The sequence below is a fragment of the Ectopseudomonas toyotomiensis genome (genome assembly GCF_017167985.1).
Lineage (GTDB): Bacteria > Pseudomonadota > Gammaproteobacteria > Pseudomonadales > Pseudomonadaceae > Aquipseudomonas > Aquipseudomonas toyotomiensis.
The window spans coordinates 708138-724476 of the sequence record NZ_CP070505.1 but is presented as its reverse complement, the minus strand read 5'-3'; the positions used below and the strand labels follow the sequence as shown (position 1 = coordinate 724476).

Annotated in this window: 13 protein-coding genes; 10 read left to right on the top strand and 3 right to left on the bottom strand. The window is 64.3% G+C overall.

Annotated elements, in window-relative coordinates; all coding sequences use genetic code 11:
- The first annotated feature begins 45 nt into the window (after positions 1-45).
- Both JWV26_RS03210 and JWV26_RS03205 read left to right on the top strand, forming a co-directional pair.
- On the top strand, positions 46-948 hold the full coding sequence (locus JWV26_RS03210; protein WP_072425769.1) for a DMT family transporter: 903 nt from the start codon (positions 46-48) through the stop codon (positions 946-948).
- A 98-nt stretch (positions 949-1046) separates the two neighbouring features.
- Entirely contained in the window at positions 1047-3110 is a 2064-nt protein-coding gene (locus JWV26_RS03205; RefSeq protein ID WP_206418380.1) for a TonB-dependent receptor family protein, read from the top strand.
- Between the two features lie 22 nt (positions 3111-3132).
- Here the strand turns inward: JWV26_RS03205 and mnmC are convergent, their stop codons facing one another.
- Positions 3133-5106, bottom strand: a complete 1974-nt coding sequence (gene mnmC, locus JWV26_RS03200; protein WP_093050188.1) for a bifunctional tRNA (5-methylaminomethyl-2-thiouridine)(34)-methyltransferase MnmC2/FAD-dependent 5-carboxymethylaminomethyl-2-thiouridine(34) oxidoreductase MnmC1 — start codon at positions 5104-5106, stop codon at positions 3133-3135.
- Between the two features lie 122 nt (positions 5107-5228).
- Between mnmC and pap the strand changes: the two genes are divergently transcribed.
- The 7 genes from pap to JWV26_RS03165 all read left to right on the top strand — a co-directional run bounded on the left by pap (position 5229) and on the right by JWV26_RS03165 (position 13657).
- Positions 5229-6716 carry a polyphosphate:AMP phosphotransferase gene (gene pap / locus JWV26_RS03195; RefSeq protein ID WP_072425766.1) on the top strand — a complete coding sequence of 496 codons (1488 nt, stop codon included), beginning with the start codon at positions 5229-5231 and terminating at the stop codon, positions 6714-6716.
- Between the two features lie 231 nt (positions 6717-6947).
- On the top strand, positions 6948-8135 hold the full coding sequence (locus JWV26_RS03190) for a thiolase family protein (RefSeq protein WP_093050194.1): 1188 nt from the start codon (positions 6948-6950) through the stop codon (positions 8133-8135).
- 156 nt (positions 8136-8291) lie between these two features.
- The gene (locus JWV26_RS03185; protein WP_196458518.1) at positions 8292-8912 is read left to right on the top strand and encodes a LysE family translocator; all 621 of its coding nucleotides are present in this window, start codon (positions 8292-8294) and stop codon (positions 8910-8912) included.
- 63 nt (positions 8913-8975) lie between these two features.
- Positions 8976-9899 carry a LysR family transcriptional regulator gene (locus tag JWV26_RS03180; RefSeq protein WP_093050200.1) on the top strand — a complete coding sequence of 308 codons (924 nt, stop codon included), beginning with the start codon at positions 8976-8978 and terminating at the stop codon, positions 9897-9899.
- A complete protein-coding gene (locus JWV26_RS03175; protein ID WP_206418379.1) occupies positions 9896-10786 on the top strand; it encodes a LysR family transcriptional regulator in 891 nt (296 codons plus the stop codon). Before JWV26_RS03180 ends, JWV26_RS03175 begins: the two co-directional genes overlap by 4 nt.
- Positions 10787-10933: 147 nt before the next feature.
- A complete protein-coding gene (locus tag JWV26_RS03170; protein ID WP_017674960.1) occupies positions 10934-11560 on the top strand; it encodes a glutathione S-transferase family protein in 627 nt (208 codons plus the stop codon).
- Between the two features lie 51 nt (positions 11561-11611).
- Positions 11612-13657 carry a 2Fe-2S iron-sulfur cluster-binding protein gene (locus JWV26_RS03165; RefSeq protein ID WP_206418378.1) on the top strand — a complete coding sequence of 682 codons (2046 nt, stop codon included), beginning with the start codon at positions 11612-11614 and terminating at the stop codon, positions 13655-13657.
- Between the two features lie 349 nt (positions 13658-14006).
- Here the strand turns inward: JWV26_RS03165 and JWV26_RS03160 are convergent, their stop codons facing one another.
- Positions 14007-14180 carry a hypothetical protein gene (locus JWV26_RS03160; protein ID WP_206418377.1) on the bottom strand — a complete coding sequence of 58 codons (174 nt, stop codon included), beginning with the start codon at positions 14178-14180 and terminating at the stop codon, positions 14007-14009.
- 220 nt (positions 14181-14400) lie between these two features.
- Positions 14401-15357, bottom strand: coding sequence for a GlxA family transcriptional regulator (locus JWV26_RS03155; RefSeq protein ID WP_238597207.1), 957 nt, complete (start codon positions 15355-15357; stop codon positions 14401-14403).
- Between the two features lie 99 nt (positions 15358-15456).
- Here JWV26_RS03155 and JWV26_RS03150 point away from each other — a divergent pair, with 99 nt between their 5' ends.
- Positions 15457-16224: an MBL fold metallo-hydrolase gene (locus JWV26_RS03150; RefSeq protein WP_206418376.1), complete on the top strand. Its 768-nt coding sequence runs from the start codon at positions 15457-15459 to the stop codon at positions 16222-16224.
- Positions 16225-16339 lie beyond the last annotated feature (115 nt).

Sequence of the window (16339 nt, the reverse complement as noted above, 5' to 3'; positions counted from 1 at the left end):
GGTGCGCATCGCTTCCAGACTGTGCTCAGTCTTGGGAGATACTCGATGAACCTGTCGCTTTACCTGCTTACCGTACTGATCTGGGGTACAACCTGGATCGCCATCAAATTGCAGATGGGCGAGGTGGCCGTTGCCGCCTCCATCGCCTATCGCTTCGCGCTGGCCTCGGCGGTGCTGTTCGCCATGCTCTGGTTCAGCGGCCGCCTGCAGCCGCTGGATCGTCGTGGTCAGGGCATCTGCCTGGTGCAGGGGCTGTGCCTGTTCTGCCTCAACTTCCTGTGCTTCTACACCGCCAGCCAGTGGATACCCAGTGGCCTGATCGCGGTGATCTTCTCCACCGCCACCCTGTGGAACGCGATCAATGCAAGGCTGTTCTTCAAACAGCGCATCGCTGCCAACGTGCTGCTCGGTGGCGCGCTGGGGCTGGTCGGTCTGGGCTTACTGTTCTGGCCGGAGCTGGCTGGGCACGAAGCCAGCCGCGAAAGCCTGCTGGGCATCGGCCTGGCACTGCTCGGCACCCTGTTCTTCTCTGCCGGCAACATGCTCTCCAGCCTGCAGCAGAAGGCCGGGCTCAAGCCACTGACCACCAACGCCTGGGGCATGCTCTATGGCGCGCTGATGCTGGTGGGGATCTGCCTGGTCAGCGGCACGCCGTTCGCCTTCGAGTGGAACGCGCGCTACGTCGGCTCGCTGCTGTACCTGGCGATTCCCGGCTCGGTGATCGGCTTTACCGCCTACCTGACCCTGGTCGGGCGCATGGGCCCGGAGCGCGCAGCTTACTGCACCGTATTGTTCCCGGTGGTGGCACTGAACATCTCGGTAGTCGCCGAGGGTTACCAGTGGACGGCTCCTGCGCTGTTCGGGCTGGGGCTGGTGATGCTGGGCAATGTGCTGGTGTTTCGTAAGCCGCGAGCGGTAGCACCCGCGGCTGAACTGGTGAGGCGTTAAGTAGTTGTTTAGTAATCGTTATTATTTACATTGTATTTACAAAGTTCTAGAGTTCGCTCCTTTTTGGGCTACGGCCGTTCACTGGGGGAGCGATTCACATGTGTGTCGTCAGACGCAGTTACCTGGCGCTGGGCGTAGCCCTGGCCTTTACCCATCTGCCCGCCGTGGCCGAGCGTGTGGAACTGGAAGGCACCGAAGTGGTGGGCGACTGGCTTGGTGAGGCGAGCGAGGAAGACGTACTCAACCACGCCGGTGCGCGCAGTGTGCTGCGCCGCCAGCAGATCCAGGAAAGCGGTGCGAGCAGCGTACGCGAGGTCTTGCGTCGTGTACCCGGTCTGCAGGTGCAGGACAGCAACGGCACCGGCGGCAGCGATATTTCCCTCAACGTCGGTACGCGCGGTCTGACCTCGCGACTGTCGCCGCGTGCCACCATCCTGCAGGATGGTGTACCCCTGGCGGTGGCGCCTTATGGTCAGCCGCAGCTGTCGCTGGCGCCTACCAGCCTGGGCAACATCGAGTCCATCGACGTGGTGCGTGGCGGTGGCGCGGTGCGCTATGGCCCGCAGAACGTCGGCGGCATCATCAACTTCGTCACCCGCGGGATTCCCGAGGAGCTGGCGCGCGAGGTCAGCTTCCAGAGCGAGTCGGCGCCGGCGCAGGGTGGTTTCCTCAACCGCAGCAGTGCCTTTCTTGGTGGCACCGCGGACAACGGTCTGGGCATGGCCCTGCTGTATTCGGGTGTGCGCGGCGATACCTACCGCGAGCAGAGTGGCACGCGCATCGACGATGTGATGCTCAAGTACCGTTACGCCCTGAGCGAGATCGACGAGTTGTCCGGCAGCCTGCAGTACTACCGCGCCGACGCCGACATGCCGGGCGGCCTTAGCGCTGCCGAGTTCGACCATGATCCCTATGCCAGCAATCGCCCGTACGACAATTTCGAGGGGGACCGTAAGCAGGCGGTGATCAAGTACAAGCGCAGCCCGGATGCCTTGAGCAGCTTCGAGGTCACCAGCTTCTACAACACCAGTTACCGGGGCGCAGTGCTGGCCAACAATGGTGCCGACAGCCTCACCTGGCTGCGTGAGTTCCCCCGTCACTACGAGGTGTTCGGGATCGAACCGCGTTATTCTCAGGTGCTGTTCGTTGGCGACAGCAGTCACGAGCTGGGTGTCGGCTATCGCTACACCGAGGAAGACTCGGCCGAGAAACGCTACGATCGCATCGGCTTCGGCAGCGGCGGCAACCCGTACAGCGTGCCGCGTCGTCTGGCCGCTTCGAGCAGTGCCAGCACCGAGGCGCACGCTCTGTACATCGACGACCGTATCGATATCGGCCGCTGGACCCTGACCCCCGGCCTGCGTTACGAACAGGTGCGGGTGACCTCGCGCAATCGTCTCAGCGGCGTGGATCAGAAGCAGCGCTACAGCGAACCGCTGCCGTCGCTAAACCTGATGTATCACCTGTCCGATGCCTGGAAGCTGTATGCCAACGCCAATACGTCATTCGGCAGCATCCAGTATTTTCAACTGTCCCAGGAAAACGATCTGCAAGGCGAGAAGGCTTATACCTACGAGCTGGGCACGCGATATGACGATGGTCTGTGGAACGCTGAGCTGACCCTGTTCCGCATCGATTTCGACGATCAGTTGGAATTGACCAATGCCGTGTGGCGCAATGCTGGCGAGACCCGTCACCGCGGCGCCGAGCTGGCCGGTGGCATCGATTTCGCCGCTCTCGACCCCCGTCTGGCGGGACTTTCCGTTTATGCCTCGCTGGTGCTGACCAAGGCCACGCGCGAGGAGGATGGTCCCAATCAGGGCAATGACGTGCCGTTCTATTCGCGTCAGGTCGCCACGCTTGGCCTGCGTTACGCCAGCGGCCCTTGGGTGTGGAACCTGGACGGTTACGCACAGACCCGTCAGTTCGCCGACTCCGCCAACACCCGTGAGGAAAGTACCGACGGCGCGCTGGGAGAGATCCCCGGCTATGCCAGCTGGAACGCCCGCAGTGAGTACGATTTCGGCAATGGCCTGACGCTCGCCGCTGGGGTCAAGAACCTGCTGGATCGCCAGTACTACACCCGCTCCACCGATACCAACCGCGGCAAGTATCTAGGCCAACCGCGCACGTTGTACGTGCAGACCAGCCTGAGCTTCTGAGCAAGGACTGGCTCGCCAAGCCTCAGGTGGGCGAGCCGGCGCCGCGAATCAACGTGCGCAGCATGAAGCGATTGGGGTGGCAGGCCTCGGCCACCTCACGTGGCAGCGGCAGGGGCTCGTCCTCCAGCCAGGCAGCGATCAGCTCGCCGGCAAGCGGTGCGCTGATCAGCCCGCGTGAGCCGTGGCCACTGTTGATGTACAGGCCGTGCAGCCAGGGGCAGGGGGCGTCCGGTACCTGGCGGGCGTCCTTGGCCAGTACTGCATAGGTCTCGGCAAAAGCCTCGGCATCGGCCAGCGGACCGACTATTGGCAGGTAGTCCGGGCTGGTGCAGCGGAACGCGGCGCGGCCTTCAAGCGTCGCTGGGTCGAGTGTCTGTGCGTCCAGGCGTTCGGCGAGGTCCGTGGAAATTTCCCGCAGCAGCCCCAGGTTGCCGGCATGCTCGGCCACGCTGGGTGTGAGGTCGTCGCTGTGGAAGTCGAAGCTGGCACCCAGGGTGTGCTCACCGTCGCGTGGCGGCGCGACATAGCCTTCGGCGCAGACCACGGTGCGCAGTTGACTGCTGAGCGCGTTGGCCGGCAGGCGGCTGATCTGCCCACGGATGCGCTTGAGCGGCAGGTTCGCATCCGGCAACAGGCGGCCGATTTCGGCGGCGCAGGCCAGTACCAGCACCGGGGCTTCGACCAGCGTGCCGCTCGGCCCGTCGACGCGCCAGCGGTCATCCTGCCGGCTCAGACTCAGCGCCTCCTGGTAGGGGCGCAGTTCGATCAATGGGTGTTGCACCAGGTGCCGGCACAACGCCGGTGGGTGTACCCAGCCGGCGTCGGGGTAGAACAGACCACCAGCCGGCAGACCAATGCCGGCCAGCGCTTCGGCCTGCTCGCGCCCCACGGAATGCAGTAGATCGGCAGGGAAGGCGGCGGCAAGCTTGCCCTGGCGCGCGGCTTCCTTGTCATCGAAGGCCAGCTGCAGCACGCCGCAAGCGTCCCAGTCGGCACCGCGCTGCAGGCGTTCGAGCAGCCGGCGGGTATGGCCGAAGCCAGCGACGATCAACCGTGACAGCGCGGTGCCATGGGCCGAGAGCTTGAGGTAGAGCACGCCCTGCGGGTTGCCCGAGGCCTCGCAGGCAACCGCCGCGTGGCGCTCCAGCAGGCTCACTCGCCAGCCGCGCGCAGCCAGGCTGGCGGCAGTGGCGCAGCCGGCCAGACCTGCACCGATCACCACCGCGTGTTTTTCCGGCGCGGGGCGGGCGGGGCGGGCGAACCAGGGTTTGCCCTCGCCTTGCGGGTTGCCGATGAAGTGGCCCTTGAGCACCTCCCATTTCTTGCCCAGGCCGGGCACACGGCGCATCTGAAAGCCGGCAGCGTTCAGCGCCCGGCGCACCACGCCAGCGCTGGTAAAGGTGCCCAGCGTTGTTCCCGCAGAAGACAGTCGCGCCAGTTCGGCGAACAGCTCGGGCGTCCACATTTCAGGGTTCTTCGCCGGGTTGAAGCCGTCGAGAAACCAGGCGTCGATGCGCGCATCCAACTGCGGCAATTGCTCCATCGCGTCGCCGATCAACAATGTCAGCACCACCCGACCACCCGCCAACAACAGGCGCTGGAACCCGGGGTGAATGGCGCGGTACTGCGCCAGCAGTTCTGTGCTGAACGGTGCAAGCTCCGGCCACAGGGCCAGGGCGCGCTGCAGGTCGTCGTGATGCAGCGGATATTTTTCGACACTGACGAAGTGCAGACGCGCGCCAGCGGGTGCCTGTTGCTCGAACAACTGCCAGGCGCAGAGGAAATTCAGCCCGGTGCCGAAACCCGTTTCGCCGATGTTCAGGCATTCACCGTCGGCGAGAGCGGCGAAGCGTGTCGCCAGATCGTTGTTGGCGAGGAAAACGTAGCGCGTCTCTTCCAGGCCGTTTTCCTGGGAGAAATAGATGTCGTCGTAGCTGCGCGACAGAGGCTGGCCGCGCTCGTCCCAGTCGAGCTGGGCGTGATGGGTGTCTGACATGGCTGGGTTCCGCTGGATCGTGCGGCGATTCTACCGTGCACAGGTGTCGCGGCGCTGGTGTCAGCGGGCAAAGCGTTGGATGTTCCGTTAGGCTGTGAGGATCATTCCAGGGAGGTTGCTTTATGTTCGAGTCCGCCGAAATCGGCCGCAGTATCGACAAGGCCACGTTCGAGGCCGAAGAGCCGGCACTGCGCGAGGCGCTGCTGGAGGCGCAGTACGAGCTCAAGCAGCAGGCGCGTTTTCCGGTGATCGTACTGATCAACGGCGTCGAGGGGGCCGGCAAGGGCGAGACGGTGAAACTGCTCAACGAGTGGATGGACCCACGGCTGATTCAGGTCAGCACCTTCGATATACAGACCGACGAAGAGCTGGCGCGGCCGCCGGCCTGGCGCTACTGGCGCCAACTGCCGCCCAAGGGACGCATGGGCGTGTTCTTTGGCAACTGGTACAGCCAGATGTTGCAGGGCAGGGTGCACGGCAAGTTCAAGGACGCGGTGCTGGACCAGGCTATCGATGGTGCCGAGCGCCTTGAACGCATGCTCTGCGACGAGGGCGCGCTGATCTTCAAGTTCTGGTTTCACCTGTCCAAGAAGCACATGAAGGCGCGGCTCGAAGCGCTCAAGGACGACCCGCTGCACAGCTGGCGCATCAGCCCGCTGGACTGGCAGCAATCGAAGACCTACGACAAGTTCGTGCGCTACGGCGAGCGTGTGCTGCGCCGCACCAGCCGTGACTATGCGCCCTGGTATGTGGTCGAGGGAGTCGATCACTATTACCGCAGCCTCACCGTCGGGCGCATCCTGCTCGAAGGCTTGCAGGCGGCCTTGGCCAATCCGCAGCGTACCCAGCTGCAACCGCATGCTGCGCCGCTGGTTTCCAGTCTGGACAATCGCGGTTTGCTGGCCAGCCTGGACATGACCCAGGCACTGAGCAAGGACGACTACAAGGAGCAGCTGGCCACCGAGCAGGCGCGTCTGTCTGGCCTGATGCGTGACAAGCGCATGCGCAAGCACGCCCTGATCGCGGCATTCGAAGGTAACGATGCCGCCGGCAAGGGCGGCGCCATCCGCCGTGTGACCGGTGCCCTCGACCCGCGTCAGTACCGCATCGTGCCGGTCGCGGCACCGACCGAGGAAGAACGTGCCCAGCCCTATCTGTGGCGCTTCTGGCGGCACATCCCGGCGCGCGGCAAATTCACCATCTTCGACCGCAGCTGGTATGGGCGTGTGCTGGTGGAGCGGGTCGAGGGCTTCTGCAGCCAGGCCGACTGGCTGCGTGCCTACGGCGAGATCAACGATTTCGAGGAGCAGTTGACCAACGCAGGGGTGATCCTGGTGAAGTTCTGGCTGGCCATCGACCAGCAGACGCAGCTGGAGCGCTTCAAGGAACGCGAGCAGATCCCGTTCAAGCGCTTCAAGATCACCGAAGAGGATTGGCGCAACCGCGACAAGTGGGACGACTACGGCGACGCAGTGGGCGACATGGTCGACCGCACCAGCACCGAGATCGCGCCCTGGACGCTGATCGAGGCCAATGACAAGCGCTTCGCCCGGGTCAAGGTGTTGCGCACCATCAACGAGGCCATCGAGGCGGCGTTCGCCAAGGATTGATGCCTTGTCACGGCTATAGCGGAGTGCCGCCCAGCCGCTCCCCCAGGTTGTAGCGCAACCGTGGGAGCGGCTTCAGCCGCGATGCTTTTGTATCGTTCCCTATGGCCCCGGATTGCATCCGGGCTACGTCCCTGCATCGCCTCGTATACGCCAGATCAATGATGGTCGCACCCAGGGATCGGCTGGATTTATCTTCACGCTATTCGCCATCCAATAACAACGAGGTGCGTCATGCGTGAAGTGGTGATCGTCGATAGCGTACGGACCGGCCTGGCCAAGTCCTTCCGCGGCAAGTTCAATATGACCCGGCCGGACGACATGGCCGCCCATTGTGTCGATGCGCTGCTGGTGCGCAACGGCATCGACCCGAAGCTGGTGGATGACTGCATCGTCGGTGCTGGCTCCAACGAGGGGGCGCAGGGCATGAACATCGGCCGCAACGTCGCCGTGCTCTCACGCCTGGGTAATCCGGTGGCGGGCATGACCCTCAACCGCTTCTGCTCCTCGGGCCTGCAGGCCATTGCCATCGCTGCCAACCAGGTGGCGTCCGGCTGCAGCGACATCATCGTCGCCGGCGGCGTCGAGTCCATCACCATGACCCTGAAAAGCATGAACATGGACAACCTGTTCAACCCGCTGCTGCAGCAGGACAACCCCGGCATCTACTACCCCATGGGCAAGACCGCCGAGATCGTCGCCAACCGCTATGGCATCACCCGCGAAGCCCAGGACGCCTACGCCCTGCAGAGCCAGCAGCGCACCGCGCGGGCCCAGGCCGAAGGGCTGTTCGCCGACGAGATCGTACCGATGTCGGTGAAGTATCAGCTCGAAGACAAGACGACCGGCGAGAAGAAGATCGTCGACGGCGTGGTCGAGGCTGATGACTGCAACCGCCCGGACACCACCCTGGAATCCCTGGCCAAGCTGCAACCGGCATTTGACCCGGCTGGCAGCGTCACCGCCGGCAATGCTTCGCAGCTGTCCGACGGCGCCTCGATGACCCTGGTGATGAGTCTGGAAAAGGCGTTGGAGTTGGGCCTCAAGCCAAAAGCCTATTTCCGCGGCTTCACCGTGGCCGGTTGCGAGCCGGATGAGATGGGCATCGGCCCGGTGTTCTCGGTGCCCAAGCTGCTCAAGGCCAGGGGCCTGAGCGTGGCCGACATCGACCTGTGGGAGCTCAACGAAGCCTTCGCCTCGCAGTGCCTGTACTGCCGCGACACGCTCGGGATCGACAACGAGAAATACAACGTCAATGGCGGCTCCATCTCCATCGGCCATCCGTTCGGCATGACCGGTTCGCGCCAGGTCGGCCACCTGGTGCGCGAGCTGCAGCGCCGCGAGCTGCGTTACGGCATCGTCACCATGTGCGTGGGTGGCGGCATGGGCGCCACGGGGCTGTTCGAGGCCTATCGCGGCTAAACGACGTAGGGTGCGCCGCGCGCACCACCGGCAACACGCATCGCATGAACGAACCGCGGTGCGCACGGCGCACCCTACGGGATCGCTGGCCCCCCACGACGGTCAGCGATGCGCTGTTTATACTCGCGCTCTGCCCTGTAAACGGAGCGCCTGCGAATGCCCTTTGCCGAAAACCTTATCGCCTTCACCTTGGCGGCCACGCTGCTGACCCTGACGCCGGGGATCGACACGGCGCTGGTGCTGCGTACCGCGGCTGTCGAGGGGCGGCAGCAGGCGTTTCGTGCGGCGCTGGGCATCAATGCCGGTTGCCTGCTGTGGGGCGCGGCGGTGGCCTTCGGCCTCGGCGCGCTACTGGCGGTTTCCGAATTCGGCTACAACCTGCTCAAGTATTGCGGTGCGGCCTATCTGGCCTGGCTCGGGCTAAACATGCTGCTGCGCCCGCGTACCTCGCTGGCACCCGCGCAGGCGAGCGGCACACCCGATGCCAACTGGTTCCTGCGCGGTCTGCTGGGCAATGTGCTCAACCCCAAGGTGGGGATTTTCTATGTGTCCTTCCTGCCGCAGTTCATCCCGCAGGGGCAGCCGCTGATCGCCTGGACATTCGGCCTGGTGGGCATTCATGTGGCGCTCAGCCTGGTCTGGGCGCTGCTGCTGATCGGTGCCACCCAGCCGCTCGGCCACTGGCTGCGGCGCGAGGTGGTAATCAAGTGGATGGATCGCAGCACGGGGCTGATCTTCGTTCTGTTTGCTGCGCGTCTGGCACTCAGCCGCCGTTGAGCCCTGCCGCCGCTACGGCTTGGGTTACTCTGTGCCGATGCAACAGAAAAGCAGGCGGTGACGATGGATCGGTTTCAGGAAATGAGAGTGCTGCTGGCGGTGACCGAAGCCGAGAGCTTCGCCGGCGGCGCCAAGCTGCTGGGCATTTCGCCGCCCAGCGTCACTCGCGCCATCGCCGCGCTGGAGGCACGTCTCGGCACGCTGCTGCTGGCCCGCAGCACGCGCAGCCTGCGCCTGACCGAGGCTGGCCAGCGTTATGTCGAGGACTGTCGGCGCATCCTGCTGGAGCTGGAGGAGGCCGAGGAGCTGGCCGCCGGTGGCAGTGTGCGGCCGCGTGGACGACTCACCGTGACCGCGCCGGTGATGTTCGGCGAGCTGTTCCTGATTCCGCGCATCGCCCAGTACCTCGATACCCACCCGGACGTGGAGGTCAATGCGCTGCTGGTCGACCGCGTGGTGAACATGATGGAGGAGGGCATCGACGTGGCAGTGCGCATCGGCTCGCTGCCCGAGGGCGATCACCCGGCGTTGCAGGTCGGGCAGATCCGCCCGGTTGTATGCGCATCGCCAGATTTTCTCGACCGCGTCGGGCGCCCGCGCCACCCGGATGAATTGCGCGCTGCGCCCATCGTCATGTCCAGCGCCAGCACCCTGCTGTCGCACTGGCAGTTCGTCGGCGCGGACGGCCCGTTCGGCTTCATGCCGCAACCCCGCTTCACCGTCAGCTCCAACCAGGCGGCAATCAGCGTGGCGCGCCTGGGTTGGGGCTATACCCGCGTGCTGTCCTACCAGGTGGCTGCCGCGGTGGCGCGCGGTGAGATCGAGCTGGTGCTCGAGGCGTTCGAGCCGCCGGCCTTGCCGGTGCATATCATTCACCAGGGCGGTCGCCAGGTTTCGGCCAAGGTGCGCACCTTCGTCGACCACTGCGCTGCCAGTTTTCGTGCCGACCCGGCCCTGCGCGCAGCTGGTGCAGCGCCTGTTTCATGAACGCTCATCGCGAGATGCAGGTGTTTCTCGTCGTGGCCCGGGCGGGCAGCCTGGCCGCGGCTGCTCGGCAGTTGCAGCTGTCGCAGGCCACGGTGATGCGTATCGTGGCTGCGCTGGAGAGTCGTCTGGACAGCACTCTGCTCCTGCGCGGGCCGCGCGGTGTGAGCCTGAGCCCGACGGGTACCGCTTTCGCCGAGAGTTGCCAGCGTATCCTGCAGCGGGTGGAGGAGGCCGAGCGCTCCGTGACCGGCCTGCACGCCAACCCCGTCGGACAACTGACCCTGGCCCTGCCGCTATTGATGACGCATCAGGTGCTGACCCCCATCGTGGTCGACTACCTGGCGGAATTTCCCGAGGTGAGCCTGGCCACCCTGGCGCGCGAAGAGTCGCCCAGGTTGCTGGAGGAGGGCATCGACCTGGCCGTGGTGGTCGGCCATCTGCCCAGTTCGTCCGGTTTCGCCGTGCCGTTGGGATGGGCGCGACCGCTGGTCTGTGCGGCACCTGCCTATCTGCAGCGCTGGGGCTGGCCCGCCAACCCGCAGGCTTTGCACGCACACCGCACCATCGCTCGTTCTTCGACCGGCCATGCGGGGGAATGGCGCTTTGTGGATGGCGCGGTGAAGCTCGCGCCGCGGTTGACCTGCAGCACGCCGCAGGCCGCGATCCGCGCGGCGCTCGCCGGTTTCGGCGTGACCCGCTGCCTGAGCTACGAGGCCTATCAGGAGTTGCACAGTGGGCAGTTGCAGGCGGTGCTGGAAAACTTCGCCGCAGCGCCCGTGCCGGTGCAGCTTTACTACCGCGAAGGGCGCCGGGCCGCAGCGCGGGTACGCAGCTTCCTCGATTTCGCCGTGCCGCGTCTGCGTGCCCATCCGGCGTTTCAGGCCTGAAATGAGGTAATTGCAGAAAGTGAAATAGTGGATTGCCCTCTGTGGTGATTCTTATCGGGATTGGATGGGGCGAACATGGCCCCATCGTCGCGAAGGCCAGTCGTCTCGCGGTGACCTTATCCAATCACGCTCTAAGGAGTCATCGCCATGTCCCGTCCCGCCATCAAGCTGTACAACTTTCCTCGTTCCGGCCACGCTCACCGCGCCGAGCTGATGCTCTCGCTGCTGCAATTGCCCACCGAGCTGATCTTCGTCGATCTGGCCAAGGGCGAGCACAAGACGCCGGAGTTCCTGGCTATCAACCCCTTCGGCCAGGTACCGGCCATCGATGACGGCGGCACCATCATCAGCGACTCCAACGCCATCCTTGTCTATCTGGCCAAGCGCTACGGCAATGACGACTGGCTGCCGCAGGAGCCCGCTGCTGCGGCCCGTGTGCAGCGCTGGTTGTCGGTGGCTGCTGGCCTGGTCGCGTTCGGCCCTGCCGCCGCGCGCCTGGTTACCGTGTTCGGCTACTCGTTCAACACCGAAGAAGTGATCAACCGCGCCCACGCGCTGTTCACTGTGATGGAAGGCGAGCTGGGCGAAACCCCATTCCTCACCGGCGACAAGCCGAGCATCGCCGACGTCGCTAACTACTCCTACATCGCCCATGCGCCGGAGGGCAACGTCTCGTTGGAACCCTATCCGAACATCCGCGCCTGGCTGGCCCGCATCGAGGCACTGCCAGGTTTCGTGCCGATGCCGCGTACCGCCGCCGGTCTGCAAGCCTGATACGCAAACGCTGCCGGGTACACCGGCAGCACCTCTGAAGGAGGGCAGAACATGCAACAGCTTCCCAGCCATCGGCACTCGCCCTGGCATGCCGGTGAAAAGCAACTGCAGGAAAAGGTCGGCGTCGGCGAACGCATGGAAGTGCTCGGACAGAAGGTGATCCGCGACTACATGCCGGATCAGCACCGCGAGTTCTACCATCAACTGCCCTTCATGATCGCCGCTGCCGTGGATGCTGCAGGCCAGCCCTGGGCCACCTTGATCGAAGGCGAAGAGGGCTTCGTCACCTCGCCCGATCCACGTCAGCTGTCGTTCGATCTCGCCGCCATGGCGCTCGATCCGCTCGACCCGGCCACCCTTGGCCTCGGTAGTGGCGAGGCCATTGGCCTGCTCGGTATAGAGCTGCATACGCGGCGGCGCAATCGCATCAATGGGCATATTCATCAGGCCTCTGCACAGCGTCTGGACATCACCGTGGAGCACTCCTTCGGCAACTGCCCGCAGTACATCCAGTTGCGCCAGTATCGCCGCGTACCCGAGCGGGGCGTCGAACGCCTGCAGGCGACCGAACTGGATGCGCGAACTGCCGAGATGATCCGTAGCGCCGACACCTTCTTCGTCGCCAGTTATGTCGAGCATGACGATGGCCGCCGTTCGGTGGATGTTTCGCACCGGGGGGGGCGTGCCGGCTTCGTGCGGGTAGAGGGCAATCGCCTGACCATCCCCGACTACGCCGGCAACCTGTTCTTCAACACCTTGGGCAATCTCAGCGTCAATCCGCGCGCGGGCCTGCTGTTCGTCGACTTCACCACGGGCGACGTGCTGCAACTGGGCGGCCGTGTCGAAATACTCCTCGACAGTCCGCTGATCAACCTCTTCGAAGGCGCCGAACGGCTATGGACACTCGACGTCGAGCAGGTGGTGCTGCGCCCGGCCGCGACTTCATTGCGTTGGGCCTTCGAGGAATATGCGCCGACCAGCCTGATGACCGGCACCTGGGCAGAAACCGATGCGCGCCTGCGCGAACGTGAGCAGCGCAACCAGTGGCAGCGCTGGCGCGTGCTCAGCCTGCAGCAGGAGAGCAGCGATATTCGCTCGTTCGTGCTGGCGCCGGAGCAGGGCGTTGCGCCGCGCTTCGCCGCCGGTCAGCACCTGCCGATTCGTATCACCACCGCCACGGGCGACACCCTGCTGCGCACCTATAGCCTGTCCAGCGCGCCTTCGGACGGTCAGTTGCGCATCAGCGTCAAGGCGCAGGGTGTGGTTTCGCGGCATCTGCACGAACAGGTTCAGGTCGGCGATGTGCTGGAAGTACGTCCGCCGCTAGGTAGCTTCACCCTGAACAGCGACAGCAACCGGCCGCTGGTGCTGATCGGTGCCGGCGTCGGCATCACGCCGTTGCTGTCGATGCTGCGCGAGCAGGTGGCGCTGGGGCAGGGCAAACGCATCCATTTATTCCAGGGTGCGCGGACGCTGGGCGACCTGCCGTTTCAGTCCGAGCTGCGCGAGCTGGTGCAACGCTCGGGTGGTTTGCTGAAGATTCACCGTGCACTCAGTGCGCCGGAGCAGGGCGCAGTACTCGGGCGCGACTACGAGCAGCACGGGCGCATCGAACTGGCGCAGATCAAGGCGGCGCTATCGTTCGACGACTACGACTTCTACCTGTGCGGCCCGGCCGCCTTTACCCAGGCGATCTACGACGGCCTGCGCGATTTGAACGTCGCCGACGCACGCATCCACGCCGAGGCGTTCGGCCCCTCGACACTGAAGCGTCGCACGGAGGGTCAGACCGACGCCTTCGTGCAGCCTCCAGCGGCAACTGAGCCGGTACCGGTGTACTTCACCACTTCGGCCAAGGAAGCACGCTGGATGCCGGAGGGTGGCAGCCTGCTGGAGCTGGCAGAAAGTCGTGGCCTGACGCCCGAATTCAGCTGCCGTGGCGGTTCCTGCGGCACCTGCAAGACGCGCCTGGTCAGCGGCCAGGTGCATTACCCGAACCCGCCAGCCGAGCTGCCGGAAGGCGATAGTGTGCTGATCTGTTGTGCGGTGCCGGCGCAGGGTGAGGATGGCGTGCAGCCCCTGGTGCTTGATCTGTAAGAGGGCCGAACTGATGAACATTCGATCTGAACGTCGTTACGTCTGGGCTGATGTTGAAGCAGGCGATGCGCATAGCTCGCCTGGAAGTTACGAGCACGGCGAAATGGAGGTCGGCTATCTGGCATCGCAGTTGTTACTGCCGCGCGAGTTGCCGGGGTACGCACCTGAACGCTCGAGGTTCTGGCAGCAGGTGGTGCGGTGCCTGCGTTATTGGCCGTCGAGCGATTGTCGGGGCTTGCGGGCGGTTGGCGGGGTAGCGTCGGTGGCTCGGCTGAGGGCGCAGGGTGCGTCGGGCTGAGCGCTTGTCTGAAGCTGTTGCCGTTTCGATCGAAACGGCAACAGCCTCTGCTTATCCTTGCGGTTGCGCGTCTTCCAGCGCTTTGCGGTAGGCATCGGCTTCGTCCCGGGATGGGAAGATACCCACCAGCTCTCCATTCTGAATCACATCCCAGACCACAATCCCCATGGCACGGGCTTCACGGGAAAGATGTTCGTTGTCACGCTCATGCACGATCACGTTCATGCTTGTCTCCTAGAAATACGAATGCGGCGATATGTCGCAGTTCGTTTATACGCCTCGTTAGCAAGCTAATTAAACCGGGGATTTGGCAAAGGACTGTTCTTTTAGTGCAACGAACGGTGGAATTCTTATTTGGTCGTTTCCTGCCTGGGACGTTTTGAATCATCTTGAAATATTCAGTGATGAGAATTGGGCAGGAAACCCCGTTTCAAGTCTCTGTGTCCTACTGACGCCCGTACTGCTGGCGATATTGCGCAGGGGTCAACCCGGTCAGCGCCTTGAACATGCGCCGCAGGTTTGCCGGGCTGCTGAAACCCAGTTCAGCGCTCAGGGTACTTAGCGGCGACGAGGTCATGGCCAGGCGTTCGCTGAGTTGGTAGAGCTTGATGCGCCGCGCGTAGCTCGCCACCGGCTCACCGGTTTGCGTGCTTACCTTGCGCGCCAGGGTACGTGCGGACATCGCCAGTTGGTCCGCCAGCATCTGCACCGTCAGTTGCTCGGCAGGCGTCTGTTCGATCAGGGCATGCAGGCGGCGCAACAGACCCACGGGCTGCTGCATCAGGCTGGCGCTCTGGAACGCACTGTGCGGGACGGCCGGACGGGGCAGCACCATCAGCTGACTGATGTCTCTGAAGGCCTGTTCGCTGAGGTGTTGCTCGATCACGCCCTGAGCGATGGGCAGGTAGCCGTTCACCCCGGATGCAGTGGCTACGCCCAGGGCGAACACGCAACTGCTCTCGCTCTGCCAGCGCACCCGGCCGAAGCGTTCACGCATCGTATCCGCCAGCCACCAGGTCACCGTTGCCGCCTGGCCGTGCAAACGGCCGCTGGCTGCAAGCAGGCCGACGCCGGTGCAGTAACTCCATAGCTGGACGCGTTTACCGATGGACGACAGCGCTTTGATCAGTGCGGCATTGCCGCTCAGCACCGCCTCTGCCTGTTCTGCCGACTCGGCCCAGAAGCCCGGAATCAGCAGGGCATCGAGTTCGCGTGGATTGAGCGCCGCGCCTGCCTGCAGACTCATCCCATGGGCGCATGGCACGGGCCCGGCGTGCTGGGCGACGTAGATAGCCTCGAACAGTTGTCGTCCACTTCGGCGATTGGCAGCGTGCAGCAGATCGGCGAAGGCGAACAGCCCGGCAGGCATGCAATCGGGATACAGCAGCAAACCAATGCGCATGAGGTGATGGCCTGAAATGAATCGAAGATGACCAATGCTGCCATTATTGCCCTGGCGCTGGATAGGCAGCATGGAGCCCCCAGAACCCGAGGGCTTTTCATGAAGATTCAGCAACTGCGCAACGCCACCATCATCGTCGAGTTCGGCCAGCACCGCGTTCTGGTCGATCCCATGCTGGCCCGCCAAGGCGCCTTGCCACCGCTGCGCCTGTTCGGCGCACGCCAGCGCAACCCGTTGGTGGAGCTGCCGGTTGGCGCTCGGGCCGCGCTGGAGTCGGTCACGCACTGCCTGATCACTCATTGCCAGAAAGGTCATTTCGATCACCTGGATGGTGCTGGCACCAAGTGGCTACGCGAACGGCAGATTCCGGTGATCTGCACACCGCACGACGCCAGTTACCTGCGACAGCGTGGTCTGAACGTCCAGGCGTTATTGCCAGCGCATGAGCATCCTGGCCCCTTTCTGGGTGGCCGTATCCGCACCATCCGCTGCACCCATGGCCGTGGTCTGGTCGGGCGCCTGATGGAGCACGGTGTCGGTTTTCTGATCGAAATGCCGGGCGAGCCGAGCCTCTATCTGGCCGGCGATACGCTGCTCACCAACGCGGTGCGGGCGTGCGTGCGCGAGCATCGGCCTGCCGTCAGTGTGGTGCCGGCAGGTGGTGCGCGTTTCGACCTGGGCGGCGACATCATCATGGGCATCGACGAGGTGATCGAGTTCGCCCAGTTGAGTGGCGCGGCAGTGGTTGCCAATCACCTCGAGGCGATCAGCCACTGCCCGGTCAGCCGCCTGGCGTTGGCCGAGGCCGCTAGCTGCGCGCAGGTCGAGCTACTGATTCCGCAGGATGGCCAGGTGCTGGAGTTCTGAGAGCCTGTTCACGAGCTCGCGAGCCAGAGTCATACAATACCGATGGTGGCTCCGCAAACAGGCGAGGACGCGCAGTGAGCAGACCGAGCCTGTCTTTAACGTAGTAGGGCCGACG

Coding starts and splice junctions, on each gene's coding strand:
- JWV26_RS03165 (WP_206418378.1), top strand. CDS start 11,612: ATGCAACAGCTTCCCAGCCATCGGCACTCGCCCTGGCATGCCGGTGAA.
- JWV26_RS03175 (WP_206418379.1), top strand. CDS start 9,896: ATGAACGCTCATCGCGAGATGCAGGTGTTTCTCGTCGTGGCCCGGGCG.
- mnmC (WP_093050188.1), bottom strand. CDS start 5,106: ATGTCAGACACCCATCACGCCCAGCTCGACTGGGACGAGCGCGGCCAG.
- pap (WP_072425766.1), top strand. CDS start 5,229: ATGTTCGAGTCCGCCGAAATCGGCCGCAGTATCGACAAGGCCACGTTC.
- JWV26_RS03190 (WP_093050194.1), top strand. CDS start 6,948: ATGCGTGAAGTGGTGATCGTCGATAGCGTACGGACCGGCCTGGCCAAG.
- JWV26_RS03150 (WP_206418376.1), top strand. CDS start 15,457: ATGAAGATTCAGCAACTGCGCAACGCCACCATCATCGTCGAGTTCGGC.
- JWV26_RS03205 (WP_206418380.1), top strand. CDS start 1,047: ATGTGTGTCGTCAGACGCAGTTACCTGGCGCTGGGCGTAGCCCTGGCC.
- JWV26_RS03210 (WP_072425769.1), top strand. CDS start 46: ATGAACCTGTCGCTTTACCTGCTTACCGTACTGATCTGGGGTACAACC.
- JWV26_RS03160 (WP_206418377.1), bottom strand. CDS start 14,180: ATGAACGTGATCGTGCATGAGCGTGACAACGAACATCTTTCCCGTGAA.
- JWV26_RS03155 (WP_238597207.1), bottom strand. CDS start 15,357: ATGCGCATTGGTTTGCTGCTGTATCCCGATTGCATGCCTGCCGGGCTG.
- JWV26_RS03170 (WP_017674960.1), top strand. CDS start 10,934: ATGTCCCGTCCCGCCATCAAGCTGTACAACTTTCCTCGTTCCGGCCAC.
- JWV26_RS03180 (WP_093050200.1), top strand. CDS start 8,976: ATGGATCGGTTTCAGGAAATGAGAGTGCTGCTGGCGGTGACCGAAGCC.
- JWV26_RS03185 (WP_196458518.1), top strand. CDS start 8,292: ATGCCCTTTGCCGAAAACCTTATCGCCTTCACCTTGGCGGCCACGCTG.